The 13,126-nt window shown below is 67.5% G+C and carries 13 protein-coding genes; 7 read left to right on the top strand and 6 right to left on the bottom strand.

Going from position 1 to position 13,126, the window contains the following annotated elements; all coding sequences use genetic code 11:
- Positions 1-6: 6 nt before the first annotated feature.
- From rfbA to ASG75_RS11795, 4 genes are read left to right on the top strand one after another with little or no spacing between them, the layout of a single operon-like run.
- A complete protein-coding gene (gene rfbA, locus ASG75_RS11810) occupies positions 7-897 on the top strand; it encodes a glucose-1-phosphate thymidylyltransferase RfbA (RefSeq protein WP_056389476.1) in 891 nt (296 codons plus the stop codon).
- Positions 894-1,451, top strand: coding sequence for a dTDP-4-dehydrorhamnose 3,5-epimerase (rfbC, locus tag ASG75_RS11805; protein WP_056389474.1), 558 nt, complete (start codon positions 894-896; stop codon positions 1,449-1,451). The genes rfbA and rfbC overlap by 4 nt, the downstream gene beginning before the upstream one ends.
- Complete coding sequence (gene rfbD, locus ASG75_RS11800; RefSeq protein ID WP_056389472.1) at positions 1,448-2,383, top strand: dTDP-4-dehydrorhamnose reductase; 936 nt, start codon at positions 1,448-1,450, stop codon at positions 2,381-2,383. The genes rfbC and rfbD overlap by 4 nt, the downstream gene beginning before the upstream one ends.
- Before the next feature lie 14 nt (positions 2,384-2,397).
- Complete coding sequence (locus ASG75_RS11795; protein ID WP_056389469.1) at positions 2,398-3,810, top strand: mannose-1-phosphate guanylyltransferase/mannose-6-phosphate isomerase; 1,413 nt, start codon at positions 2,398-2,400, stop codon at positions 3,808-3,810.
- 86 nt (positions 3,811-3,896) lie between these two features.
- Here the strand turns inward: ASG75_RS11795 and glmS are convergent, their stop codons facing one another.
- The 5 genes from glmS to ASG75_RS11770 all read right to left on the bottom strand — a co-directional run bounded on the left by glmS (position 3,897) and on the right by ASG75_RS11770 (position 9,126).
- Positions 3,897-5,726, bottom strand: coding sequence for a glutamine--fructose-6-phosphate transaminase (isomerizing) (glmS, locus tag ASG75_RS11790; RefSeq protein WP_056389467.1), 1,830 nt, complete (start codon positions 5,724-5,726; stop codon positions 3,897-3,899).
- Between the two features lie 128 nt (positions 5,727-5,854).
- A complete protein-coding gene (locus tag ASG75_RS11785) occupies positions 5,855-7,225 on the bottom strand; it encodes a pyridoxal-phosphate dependent enzyme (protein ID WP_056389464.1) in 1,371 nt (456 codons plus the stop codon).
- A 161-nt stretch (positions 7,226-7,386) separates the two neighbouring features.
- Positions 7,387-7,614, bottom strand: coding sequence for a YdcH family protein (locus tag ASG75_RS11780; protein ID WP_027492953.1), 228 nt, complete (start codon positions 7,612-7,614; stop codon positions 7,387-7,389).
- Positions 7,615-7,978: 364 nt separating this feature from the next.
- On the bottom strand, positions 7,979-8,620 hold the full coding sequence (locus ASG75_RS11775) for a hypothetical protein (protein WP_056389461.1): 642 nt from the start codon (positions 8,618-8,620) through the stop codon (positions 7,979-7,981).
- Positions 8,617-9,126 carry a DUF4398 domain-containing protein gene (locus ASG75_RS11770; RefSeq protein ID WP_235580218.1) on the bottom strand — a complete coding sequence of 170 codons (510 nt, stop codon included), beginning with the start codon at positions 9,124-9,126 and terminating at the stop codon, positions 8,617-8,619. Before ASG75_RS11770 ends, ASG75_RS11775 begins: the two co-directional genes overlap by 4 nt.
- Before the next feature lie 135 nt (positions 9,127-9,261).
- Here ASG75_RS11770 and ASG75_RS11765 point away from each other — a divergent pair, with 135 nt between their 5' ends.
- Positions 9,262-10,374, top strand: coding sequence for a PilT/PilU family type 4a pilus ATPase (locus ASG75_RS11765; protein WP_056389455.1), 1,113 nt, complete (start codon positions 9,262-9,264; stop codon positions 10,372-10,374).
- A gap of 76 nt (positions 10,375-10,450) precedes the next feature.
- Here ASG75_RS11765 and maiA read toward each other — a convergent pair whose 3' ends face one another.
- Entirely contained in the window at positions 10,451-11,113 is a 663-nt protein-coding gene (gene maiA / locus ASG75_RS11760; protein ID WP_056389452.1) for a maleylacetoacetate isomerase, read from the bottom strand.
- A 171-nt stretch (positions 11,114-11,284) separates the two neighbouring features.
- Between maiA and ASG75_RS11755 the strand changes: the two genes are divergently transcribed.
- On the top strand, positions 11,285-12,469 hold the full coding sequence (locus ASG75_RS11755) for a phosphoglycerate kinase (protein WP_056389449.1): 1,185 nt from the start codon (positions 11,285-11,287) through the stop codon (positions 12,467-12,469).
- Positions 12,469-13,107 carry an HAD hydrolase-like protein gene (locus ASG75_RS11750; RefSeq protein ID WP_056389446.1) on the top strand — a complete coding sequence of 213 codons (639 nt, stop codon included), beginning with the start codon at positions 12,469-12,471 and terminating at the stop codon, positions 13,105-13,107. Before ASG75_RS11755 ends, ASG75_RS11750 begins: the two co-directional genes overlap by 1 nt.
- Positions 13,108-13,126 lie beyond the last annotated feature (19 nt).

Genomic DNA, 13,126 nt, shown 5'->3' with positions numbered 1-13,126 from the left:
GGGTTCATGAGCAACACGCAGAAAGGCATCATCCTCGCCGGCGGCTCCGGCACCCGGCTGCATCCGATCACCCGCGCGGTCAGCAAGCAGCTGCTGCCGGTGTACGACAAGCCGATGATCTATTACCCGCTGGCCACGCTGATGCTGGCCGGCATCCGCGAGGTGCTGGTGATCAACACCCCGCACGAGCAGGCGATGTTCCAGCGCCTGCTCGGCGACGGCTCGCAGTGGGGCATCGACATCCGCTACGCGGTGCAGCCCTCGCCCGACGGGTTGGCGCAGGCGTTCACCATCGGTCGCGACTTCGTCGACGGCCAGCCCAGTTGCCTGGTGCTGGGCGACAACATCTTCTACGGCGTGGGCCTGACCGAGCGGCTCAAGCGTGCCGCTTCGCGCGAACGCGGCGCCACCGTGTTCGGTTATTGGGTAAGGGACCCCGAACGTTACGGCGTGGCCGAATTCGATGACGCCGGCCGCGTGATCGGACTGGAGGAAAAGCCGGCCCAGCCGAAGTCGAACTACGCGGTCACCGGCCTGTACTTCTACGACGGCCGCGTGTGCGACTACGCCGCTTCGCTGAAGCCCTCGCCGCGCGGCGAGCTGGAGATCACCGACCTCAACCGCTGCTACCTCGACGACAACTCGCTGCACCTGGAGCAGCTTGGCCGCGGCTTCGCCTGGCTCGACACCGGCACCCACGAGTCGCTGATGGAAGCGGGCAACTACATCGAGACGATCGAGAACCGGCAGGGCCTCAAGGTGTGCTGCCCGGAAGAAATCGCCTACGTCAACGGCTGGATCGACACCGAACAGTTGTTGGCGCTGGCCGCGCCGCTGGCCAAGACCGGCTACGGCCAGTATCTGCAGCAGCTGACCCGGCAAGGCCACGTGCGATGAAAGTGATCGAAACCGCGCTGCCCGGCGCGCTGATCCTGGAACCGCAGGTGTTCGGCGACGCCCGTGGCTTCTTCTACGAAAGCTACAACGAGGCGAAGTACCGCGCAGCCGGCGTCGACCATCGCTTCGTGCAATCCAACGTCTCGCGCTCGGCGCGCGGCGTGCTGCGCGGCCTGCACTACCAGTGGCCCAACCCGCAGGGCAAGCTGGTCAGCGTGCTCGAAGGCGAGGTCTACGATGTGGCGGTGGATATCCGTCGCGGCTCGCCCACGTTCGGGCAGTCGGTCGGCGTGATGCTGACCGCCGACAACCATCGCCACTTCTGGATACCGGAAGGTTTCGCGCACGGTTTTTGCGTGCTGTCGGAGTTCGCCACCTTCACCTACCAGTGCACCGCGCTGTACGACCCGAAGGCCGACGCCGGCATCCGCTGGAACGACGCCGCGCTCGGCATCGACTGGCCGCTGAGCGAGCCGCTGCTGTCGGACAAGGACGGCAAGACGCCGCTGCTTGAGGACGTTCCGCCCGAGCGGCTGCCGGTCCACGCACCGTGAGAGCCCTGCTGCTCGGCACCAACGGCCAGCTCGGCCGCACGTTTCTTGAGCACGGAGGCCTGGCTGCCCGCGGTGAACTGACCGTCGCCACTCGCGACGGCGCGCTGACGCACGGCGGCCATGGCGAGGTCGCCGACCTGTCGATCCCCGAATCGCTGCCCGCCCTGCTCGACCGCGTGCAACCGGACGTGATCGTCAATGCCGCCGCGTACACCGCAGTCGACCGTGCCGAACAGGAAGAGGCGCTGGCCACCCGCGTCAACGGCGAAGCGGTCGGCGCGCTCGGCCGCTGGGCGGCGGCGCACGGCGCGCTGGTGATCCACTACTCCACCGACTACGTGTTCGATGGCAAGCAGTCGCAGCCGTACGCCGTCGACGCGCCGACTGGCCCGCTCGGCGCCTACGGCCGCAGCAAGCTGGCCGGCGAACAGGCGCTGCGCGACAGCGGCGCCGATCAGCTGACGTTGCGTACCGCGTGGGTCTACGCCGCGCACGGCCACAACTTCCTGCGCACCATGCTGCGCCTGGGCGCCGAGCGCGACGAGCTGCGCGTGGTGGTCGACCAGCACGGCGCACCCACCGACACCGGGTTGATCGTGGACGGCACCCTCGCCGCCCTCGACCGCTGGCTGCAGTCCGGCAGCGCGCAGCGTCGTGCACTGATCGGCACGCATCACCTGGTCGCCGGCGGGGCCACCACCTGGCACGGCTTCGCCAGCGCGATCTTCGATGAAGCCGCGGCACTTGGCATGCTTGCCCGCCCGCCGCGGGTAGTCCCGATCAGCAGTGCCGAATTCCCCACGCCGGCCATGCGCCCGGCCTGGTCGTTGCTGGACAATGGCGGTTTCCGGCAGCATTTCGATTTCCCGCCGCCCGACTGGCAGCACGGCCTGCACGACGTGATACGCCGGCTTGCCGCATCCGAGCACTGAACAAGGACCTGGCCATGTTGATTCCCCTCATCCTCAGCGGCGGCAGCGGCACCCGGCTGTGGCCGGTATCGCGCAAGAACCTGCCCAAGCAGTTCCTCGCGCTGGCCGGCAAGGGCACGCTGTTCCAGCAGACCATTGCGCGCACCCGGCAGCTGCCGCGCGTCGCCGCGCCGATCGTGGTGGCCAGCGAAGACCATCGTTTCCTCGCCGCCGACCAGTTGCTGGAAGCAGGCATCGAAGACGCCACCATCGTGCTGGAGCCGCTGGCGCGCAATACCGCGCCGGCGATCGCGCTGGGCGCACTGCAGGCGCTGCAGCGCGATGCCGACGCCGTGCTGCTGGTGCTGCCGGCCGATCACCTGATCGGCGACACCGCCGCCTTTGTCGCAGCAGCGCAGCAGGCGCTGCCGCTGGCCGCGCAGGGCTGGCTGGTGACGTTCGGCATCCGCCCGGATCGCCCGGAGACCGGCTTCGGTTACATCCGCCGCGCCGGGGCGATCGACGGTCACGGTTTCCGCGTGGAGCAGTTCGTCGAGAAGCCCGACCTGGCCACCGCCGAGGCGTACCTCGCTGACGGCGGCTACGACTGGAACTCCGGCATGTTCCTGTTCAAGGCTTCACGCTACCTGGAGGAACTGGCCGCACACGCGCCGGCGATGCTCGCCGCCGTGCGCGAAGCGCACGCGAAGGCCTCGACCGATCTCGACTTCGTGCGCATCGACCACGACGCATTCGCGCTGGTGCCGGACAAGTCGATCGACTACGCGGTGATGGAGAAGACCCAGCGCGCCGCGGTGATCCCGGTCAGCTGCGCATGGAGCGACATCGGCTCGTGGTCGGCGCTGTGGCTGACCGGCGACAAGGACGCCGACGGCAACCTGCGCGAGGGCGATACCCTGGCGGTGGACACGCGCAACTCGCTGCTGCGCTCGCACGAGCGCCACCTGCTCGCCACCGTCGGCGTCGACGACCTGATCGTGGTGACCACGCCGGACGCCACCCTGGTGGCGCACCGCGACGCCGCGCAGGACGTGAAGAAGATCGTCGAGCAGCTGAAGGCCGCCGGCCGCAGCGAGCACTCGCTGCACCGCGTAGTGTACCGGCCGTGGGGCAGCTACGACTCGCTGGAGGAAGGCGAACGGTTCCAGGTCAAGCGCATCGTGGTCAAGCCCGGCGCATCCTTGAGCCTGCAGAAGCACCACCACCGCGCCGAGCACTGGATCGTGGTCTCCGGCACCGCCGAGGTCACCTGCGACGACAAGGTGTTCCTGCTCGGCGAAAACCAGAGCACCTACATTCCGCTCGGCAGCAAGCACCGCCTGCGCAACCCCGGCAAGCTGCCGCTGGAACTGATCGAAGTGCAGTCCGGCAGCTACCTCGGCGAAGACGACATCGTGCGCTACGACGACGTCTACGGAAGAGCCTGAGAAAGGAGCGAGTGAATTAGTGAGAAACGAGAGAAAGGCAGCGAAGCTTCCACCCGTCTCTCATTCCTCTTCCCTCGTTTTTCGCGCTACTCCACCGTCACGGATTTTGCCAGGTTGCGCGGCTGGTCGACGTCGGTGCCGCGCAGCACGGCGACGTGGTAGGCGAGCAGTTGCAGCGGCACGGTGAACACGGCGGGGGCGATGAAGTTGCCGCCGGATTCCACCCGCAACATGACGCCGTGGCTGGCCATGTCGCCCATGCCGGCGGCGCCGTCGGCGAACACGATCAGGCGGCCGCCGCGGGCACGCACTTCCTGCAGGTTGGACTTCAGCTTGTCCAGCAGCGGGCCGTTCGGCGCCACCGCGACCACCGGCATGCTCTCGTCGACCAGGGCCAGCGGGCCGTGCTTGAGTTCGCCGGCCGGGTACGCCTCGGCGTGGATGTAGGAAATTTCCTTGAGCTTCAGCGCGCCTTCCAGCGCCACCGGATACTGCGCGCCGCGGCCGAGGAACAGCGCATGCTGGCGCTGGATGAACTCGCCGGCCAGTTCGATGATCGCCGGTTCCAGCTGCAGCGCGCCCTCGATCGCGCGCGGCAGGCGCTGCAGCTCGGCGCATAGCGCGGCGTAACGGTCGTCATCGAGCCCGTTGCGGCGAGCCAGTTCCAGCGCCAGCAGGGCCAGGCCGGCCAGCTGGGTGGTGAAGGCCTTGGTCGAAGCCACGCCGATCTCGGGGCCGGCGCGAGTCATCAACTTCAGGTCCGCCTCGCGTACCAGCGAGGACTCGGGCGAATTGCAGATGACCAGCGTGCCCAGGTAGCCGCGGCGGCGCGACTCGCGCAGTGCAGCCAGGGTGTCTGCGGTTTCGCCGGACTGCGAGATCGCCACGAACAGAGTGTCGGCCGGCACCACCGTCTCGCGGTAGCGATACTCGCTGGCCACTTCCACGCTGACCGGCAGCCGCGCATATTCCTCGATCCAGTATTTCGCGACCAGACCGGCGTGATAGCTGGTGCCGCAGGCGATGATGTGCAGGCCGCGGGTGGCGCGCAGCAGCGCGTCGCTGTCGATGCCGAAGATGTTCGGCAGCACGCCGTGCGGGCCGATGCGTGCCTCCAGCGTGTCGGCCACCGCGCGCGGCTGCTCGAAGATTTCCTTCTGCATGTAATGGCGGTACTCGCCGCGCTCGACCGCGTCGGTGGACAGCTCGCTCTCGTGCACGGCGCGCTCGACCGGCGTGCCGTCGAGGCCGAACACCCGCACGCTGTCGCGGGTGATCTCGACCACGTCGTCCTCGTCGAGATAGACCATCTTGTTGGTGACCTGGATCAGCGCCTGCGCGTCGGAGCCGAGGAAGTTCTCGCCGATGCCCACGCCGACCAGCAGCGGCGCACCGCGGCGCGCACCGACCACGCGGTCGGGCTCGTCGCTGCTGAGCACCGCGATCGCATAGGCGCCCTCCAGTTCGCGCACGGTGGCCAGCACCGCCTCGCGCAGGTTCAGGCCTTGATCGATGCGTCGGTCGATCAGCGCGGCCATCACCTCGGTGTCGGTTTCCGAGGTGAACACATGGCCGCCTGCCTGCAGTTCGGCGCGCAGGCTGACGTAGTTCTCGATGATGCCGTTGTGCACGATCGAGACCCGGCCGGCGATGTGCGGATGCGCATTCGCCTCGTTCGGCACGCCGTGGGTGGCCCAGCGAGTATGCGCGATGCCGGTGCCACCGGGCAGCGGCGCGGCCAGGTACAGCGCCTCCATCTCGCGCACCTTGCCCTTGGCGCGCACGCGGCGAATCGCGCCGCGGTCGAGCACGGCCACACCGGACGAGTCGTAGCCCCGGTATTCGAGAGCCTTCAGGCCGGCAATCAGCAGCGGAGCGACATCACGCTGGGCAACGGCAGCAACAATTCCGCACATCGGGGCAGCTTCCTTTGATGGGTGGCGGAGCCTCGGGCTCCGCCGCGGGCAAGCGATTCTGGCCGGACTTCATTGACACAAGCTTTCGCGGGCCGGCCGCCACATCGACACGCACGGCACCGGATCGTTCAATCCACCTTGCGGCGCAACCAGTTCAGCAGATCGATGCGGGTGATCAGACCGAGGAAATCGTCGCCGTCGACCACGATCGCCACGTGGCCGCGCTCGAACACCGGCAGCAGCGATTCGACCGGCGAGCGCACGTCGAGCATCTGCAGGTTGGTCATCATCGCGGTCGACACCGGGTCGCGGAAGCGCGCGCCGTCGGCGTGCACGTGGATCAGCACGTCGGACTCGTCGACGATGCCGACCAGCTTGCGGCCATCCATCACCGGCAGCTGCGACACGTCGTACAGCTTCATGCGGTTGTAGGCGGTGATCAGCAGTTCGTTCGGGCCGACCACCACGGTGTCGCGCTGGGCGAACGGGCGCAGCAGCAGGTCGCGCAGGTCGCCGTGCTGCTCGCGCTCGATGAAGCCGTTGTCGAGCATCCAGTAGTCGTTGTACAGCTTGGACAGGTACTTGTTGCCGGTGTCGCAGACCAGGGTCACCACGCGCTTCGGCGTGGTCTGCTCGCGGCAGTAGCGCAGCGCCGCGGCGACCAGGGTGCCGGTGGACGAGCCGCCCAGGATGCCTTCCTTCGCCAGCAGTTCGCGCGCGGTGAGGAAGCTCTCCTTGTCGGGAATCGCATAGGCCTTCTTCACCCGGGTGAAGTCGCTGATGCTGGGCAGGAAATCCTCGCCGATGCCTTCGACCATCCAGCTGGCGGACTTGGTCGAGAGCGTACCTTCGTTGATGTACTGCGCCAGGATGGAACCGACCGGGTCGGCCAGGACGAGTTCGGTCTGCGGCGAGTGCTCGGCGAAGAACTTCGACAGGCCGCTGAGCGTGCCGGACGAGCCGCAGCCGACCACGATCGCGTCGACCTGGCCGTCCATCTGTTCGAGGATTTCCGGCCCGGTGCTGGCGATGTGCGCGGCCGGGTTGTCGGGGTTGCCGAACTGGTTGATGAAGTAGGCGCCGGGGGTTTCGCGGGCGATCCGCTCGGCCATGTCCTGGTAGTACTCGGGGTGGCCCTTGGCCACGTCGGAGCGGGTCAGCACCACTTCCGCGCCCATCGCCTTGAGGTTGAAGATCTTCTCGCGGCTCATCTTGTCCGGCACCACCAGGATCAGGCGGTAGCCTTTCTGCTGCGCGACCAGGGCCAGGCCCAGGCCGGTGTTGCCGGCGGTGCCCTCGACCAGAATGTCGCCCGGGCGGATGCGACCGTCCTTCTCGGCGCCCTCGATCATCGACAGGCCGATGCGGTCCTTGATCGAGCCGCCGGGGTTGGCGCTCTCCAGCTTGAGGAACAGCCCGCACGGCCCGGTGTCGAGGCGCTGCGCGCGCACCATCGGGGTACGTCCGATCAGCTCAAGGACACTCTGGTGGACCGTCATGGGGACTCCGTCACTGGGAAAGCAGCTTCGGGCGACGCCGCCGCTGCAGGATCGCCATGATAACCGAGTGGCCTGGCCGCACGCCGCAGACGCGGCGGCCCCGGCATCCTTCCCGATACGCTGGGAAGGGCCCGGGGCCGCGCTTGCGTGAAACCGCAGTGTCAGTGGATGAGGTGCGCCCGATCCGTCCACATGCGTTCGAGTCGCGCCTTGGCCAGCAGTTTTTCCTTTTTCATGCTGGCAAGAGTGACATCGTCGATGGGCAGCACGCCGATGTCGGCGTCGTGCACCTTGCTGTCGAGTTCCCGATGGTGCTGGTAGAGCCGCCGGAATTCGGCGTCGGCCTTCATCAATGCCTCGACATCATCACGCTGCTGGTTTTCAAACATGATCCGACCTCCTCGCTAGTTGACGTACGGATGCGACAGGAAGCATCCGCAGACGTTGAATGCATGCACGCACCCACGACCCGCGCCGGCATACCGGGAAGCGGGTGACGCATGGAAACGTGGGATAAGCGCATGATTCGGGTCAGTAGCCCACGCGGCCTGGATGCCTCGTGGGACTTCGACCCTACTCCCCCGGTCAGGGGGCTGCAAGCCTTGCGAGGCCCCTCCGCGAAACCTGGAGGCTTCCGCGAAATAGCTGTCAAAACAGTCTTTTACACTTACCTAACCGAAACCCGGGCGAGCCGCCTTCAGGCACAGGACGCGGGCGTCGACGGGGCGCCGCAGCGCCCCGCCGGGGGTTGCGTCAAGGGTGCTTTTTCGAGGTGTCCGGGGCCGCCTCGGCAGGCTTGTCGGTGTCTTCCATCTGCGAACGCATTGCCTTGGCCGCCTGCGCGGCCAGCTCGGCCTGGCGCCGGGCGGCCCTGGCTACCTTGCTCTGCGCTGCCGCCAGTTTTTTCGCGCGCTCGGCTTCGGCACGCGCCTGGTCGGCGGCCTGCGAATATTCCAACCCCTGCGCCTGCAGCCGGGCGGACTCTTCCTGCGCCAGCTGGTACTGCAGGCGCTGGCGTTCCAGCTCGCGCCGCGCGAGTTCCGCATCGCGCCGGCTGTTGTCGAGCAGGATCTGATCGTGCTCGCGGTCGAGCTGGGTCAGCTTGATCTGGGCGTCCTGCAGTTGCGCGGCGGTCTTGGCCAGGTCGACCCGGCGCTCGGCCAGGTACAGCACGTGCGGCCGCTCGCGCGAGCTGGCCTGGGCCAGCCGGTTGATCGCGTCGCGGGCGCGCGCCTGTTCGGCCTGCGCGTAATTGCCCATGCCGGGGTCGTCGGCAAGCTGGTTGAGGCTGCCGGTCAGCCGGCTGATGTCGATGTCATCCTGCCGGGCGTGCGCCGAACCGAGGCTGGCCAGCGCCAGCATGATCGCGGCAAGAGTGGCAGTGGAGCGCTTCATGGCTGGCCTCCCTGGGAATTCGCAGCGGGTTGCTGGACGGCGTCGGGTACGGTCTGGAAGCCATCGGCCGGCGGCGCGGACAGGGTCGACGACGACGGCGCCGGCATGTCCCCGGTCGGCGGTGCGCTGGCCGGAGCCGGAGCCGCGTCTTGCGTCTGCCCGGCGCCTGCAGCCTGTTCGCCCTGCTGGCGCAGGCGGGTGTTTTCCTGCACCTTGCTCTGGATCTGCGCCCGCGCCGCGCCCAACCGGGCCTTGGCCTGGGCCAGCTCGGCGTCGGCCCGCGATTCCTCGGCCAGGTTCGCCGCGTCGGCGTACTTGCGCTCGGCCATGGCCGCCTGCGCCAGCTGGAACTTGTCCTGCGCAAAGCCCAGGTCGACCGGCGCGTAATCCGCCGCGCCTGCATCGCGGGCCATCTGCAGCCGGTTCTGCGCCTGATTCATCGAGTCATTCGGCGGCGGCACCGAGGCGCAACCGGCCAGTGCCAGGGTCAGTACCAGGACGGCCATGGCGGTGCGGATACGGCGCGGGGACCCGGCCGGCGGGGAAAAGATGTACATCACATTCCTCATGGTGTGTCGCAGCGTATTGTGGGCGGGCATAATCCATCATTGCAACGCGCATTTCGCAAACAGGGGTCATTCGTGGACATCGGTTACTTCCTCAAGCTTATGGTAGACAAGGGCGCGTCGGACATGTTCCTGTCCACCGGCGCCCCGGTGAATATCAAGGTCGAGGGCAAGCTGTATCCACTGGGCAATACCGGCCTGCCCAGCGGCATGGTCAAGAAGATCGCCTATTCGCTGATGGACGAGGGCCAGGTACCGCAGTTCGAACGCGACCTGGAGCTGAACATGGCGCTGGCGGTGAAGGAAGCCGGCCGTTTCCGCATCAACGTGTTCAAGCAGCGCGGCGAAGTGGGCATGGTGATCCGCGCGATCAAGAGCGAGATCCCCAGCATCGACCAGCTGCAGCTGCCCGGCATCTTCCGCGACCTGATCATGGAGCCGCGCGGTCTGATCCTGGTGGTCGGCGCCACCGGTTCGGGCAAGTCGACCACGCTGGCGGCGATGCTCGACCAGCGCAACACCAATTCGCCCGGGCACATCCTCACCATCGAGGACCCGATCGAGTACCTGCACCGGCACAAGAAATCCATCGTCAACCAGCGCGAGGTGGGGCTGGACACGCACAGCTACCACGAGGCGCTGAAGAACGCGATGCGCGAGGCGCCGGACGTGATCATGATCGGCGAGATCCGCGACACCGACACCATGGAGGCGGCGATCTCGTTCTCCGAGACCGGCCACCTGTGCCTGGCCACGCTGCATTCGAACAACGCCGACCAGACGCTGGAGCGCATCCTCAACTTCTTCCCCGAATCGGCGCACAAGAACGTGCTGATGAACCTGGCGCTGAACCTGCGCGCGGTGATCAGCCAGCGCCTGGTAATGGGCAAGGACGGTCGCCGCATCCCGGCCGCCGAGGTGCTACTGAACACCCCGCTGATCCGCGACATGATCCGCCGCGGCCAGGTCCACGAGATCAAGGAAGCGATGGACCGCAGCCTGCAGGAAGGCATGCAGACCTTCGACCAATCGTTGTACCGGCTGTACAAGGACGGCCGCGTGGAGCTGGAAGAAGTGCTCAACAAGTCCGACTCGCGCGACGGCCTGGCGCTGAAGATCCGCCTCGCCGAAGGCGGCTCCAACGACGAGGAACTGGTCGGCAACGACCCGTACGGCATGGGGTTTTGAGAGCCGGGGACAGGGAATCGTCTAGAGCCAGAGCGCGCTCGTCGCTTCTGCCCATTTCCGATTCCCTATTCCCCGCTCAAGGCGCATCCGGCTGCGCTTCCGGCGCCGCACGCTGGAACGCTTCCAGCTCGTTGCAGGACCGGTAGATACGCGAGATGGTCGGGTAATCGTCCATCGGCAGTTTGCAGCGCAGCGCGTTGTAGACCTGCGGTATCAGGCAGGCATCGGCCATGCCCGGCGTTTCGCCGTGGCAATAACGGCCAGTCGCCACGTTGTCTCCCAGCATCACCTCGATCGCCTTGAAGCCGGCGCCGATCCAGTGCCGCGACCACTCCGCGCGCTGTTCTTCGCTGGCGCCGAACTGCGCCTCGAGCTGCTGCAGGACGCGCAGGTTGCCCAGCGGATGAATATCGCAAGTCACCGCCATCGCCAGCGCGCGCACCTGGGCGCGCCCGCGCGCATCGACCGGCAGCAGGGCCATCTCCAGTTCCGGGTGCATCTCGTCGAGGTATTCCATGATCGCCAGCGACTGGGTGATCACCCGGTCGCCGTCGCACAGGCACGGCACCAGTTCCTGCGGATTGAGCACGCGATAGTCCGGCGCATGCTGCTCGCCGCCGTCACGCACCAGGTGCACCGGCCGCGTCTCGTACTCGAGCCCCTTCAGATTCAGCGCGATGCGTACGCGATACGCGGCACTGGAACGCCAGTAGCCGTAGAGCACCAACCCGTTAGCCATGAGCCATCCCCCCTGACGGATAACCGCAGTTTGCCACAGTGTGAGCCAGGCACATGGCGCGCCGCAACGCGCACCCCCGGCCCATAGCGTTTGCATCGGCACCCGGCGGATCGGACAATAGGCGGTTATCGCCCACCCGGGCCGTTCCCGACCTACTACCGGAGTCCCGCCGTGTCAGTCATCCGCATGAACGACCTCGATTTGCGCGACCAGCGCGTGCTGATCCGCGAAGACCTGAACGTGCCGATCGACGACCGCGGCCGGATCACCTCGACCCAGCGCCTCGACGCCGCCCTGCCCACGATCCGGGCCGCCCGCGACGCCGGCGCGAAAGTGATGGTGATGTCGCACCTGGGCCGGCCGAAGGAAGGCCAGTTCGACGCCGAATCCTCGCTGGCGCCGGTGGCGCTGTGGCTGAGCAGCAAGCTGGACCAGCCGGTGCGGCTGGTGGCCGACTATCTGGTCAACGGCGTGGAGGTGGCCGCAGGCGAAGTGGTATTGCTGGAAAACTGCCGCATGAACGTCGGCGAAGGCAAGGACGACGACACGCTGGCGAAAAAATACGCCGCGCTGTGCGACATCTTCGTGATGGACGCGTTCGGCACCGCGCACCGCGCCCAGGCCTCCACCCATGGCGTGATCAAGTACGCCCCGATCGCCGCAGCCGGCCCGCTGCTGAGCGCCGAACTCGACGCACTGGGCAAGGCGCTGGAGCACCCGGCACATCCGCTGCTGGCGATCGTGGCCGGCTCCAAGGTGTCGACCAAACTGACCCTGCTGGACAACCTGATCGGCAAGGTCGACCAGCTGATCGTGGGTGGCGGTATCGCCAACACCTTCATCGCCGCGATGGGCCATCCGGTGGGCAACTCGCTGGTCGAACCGGACCTGATCGACGCCGCGAAAAAGGTGCTGGCCGACGCCAGGCGCCGCGGTGCCGAGGTGCCGATGCCGGTCGACGTGGTGGTGGCGCCGGCGTTCTCGGCGCAGGCCCCGGCCACGGTGAAGCCGGTCGACCAGGTCGGTGAGGACGAGATGATCCTCGACATCGGCCCACAAACCGCGGAAATGTACGCCGCGCTGATCGCCAAGGCCGGCACCGTGGTGTGGAACGGCCCGGTCGGCGTGTTCGAGTTCGACGCGTTCGGCAAGGGCACCGAGACGCTGGCGCGGGCGATCGCCGCGTCGAATGCGTTCTCGATCGCCGGCGGCGGCGACACCCTGGCCGCGGTCGACAAGTACGGCATCGCCGACCAGGTGTCGTACATCTCCACCGGCGGCGGCGCCTTCCTCGAATTCCTCGAAGGCAAGGAACTGCCGGCGGTCACCGCGTTGAAGGCGCGAGCCGCCAAGTAATGCTCTGCCTGTTTGACCTCGACGGTACCCTGATCGATTCCGAGCACGGCATCACCGCCTGCGTGAAGCATGCGCTGGCGCGGCTGGACGTGCCGGCGCCGGCGCATGCGGAACTGCGCCGCTGGATCGGACCGCCGCTGCGGCACAGCTTCGCGCCGCTGCTGGACAACGACGCCGAACGCATCGAGGCGGCGGTGGCGTACTACCACGAGCGCTTCAACACGCTCGGCTGGCGCGAGCACGAGATCTATCCGGGCATCGAGTTGTTGATCGAGCGGCTGCGCGGCGCCGGCCATCAGCTCGCCGTGGTCACCAGCAAGCCGCACCGCCACGCCGCGCCGATCATCGCCCACCTGCCGTTCGGTGACGCGTTCCTGCGCCTGTATGGCCCGCACCCGGACAGCGCGCATAGCGAGAAGGCCACGATGATTGCCGAGGCGCTGACGGACTTCGGTGCCGACCCGGCCAACACGGTGATGATCGGCGACCGCCACTTCGACATCGACGGCGCGGTCGCCAACCGGGTGCGCGGCTTCGGCGTGCTGTGGGGTTTCGGCGGCCGCGAGGAACTGGAGCAGGCCGGCGCCAGCGCGATCGCGGCGACGCCGGACGACCTGGCCCGGCTGCTGCTCGCCTGAGCTTGCCGGTGCACAAAAA

Origin of the sequence: Rhodanobacter sp. Soil772 (assembly GCF_001428385.1) — a bacterium.
Taxonomy (GTDB): Bacteria; Pseudomonadota; Gammaproteobacteria; order Xanthomonadales; family Rhodanobacteraceae; genus Rhodanobacter.
The sequence above is the reverse complement of the archived record's forward strand: the minus strand, read 5'-3'. Positions and strand labels throughout refer to the sequence as shown.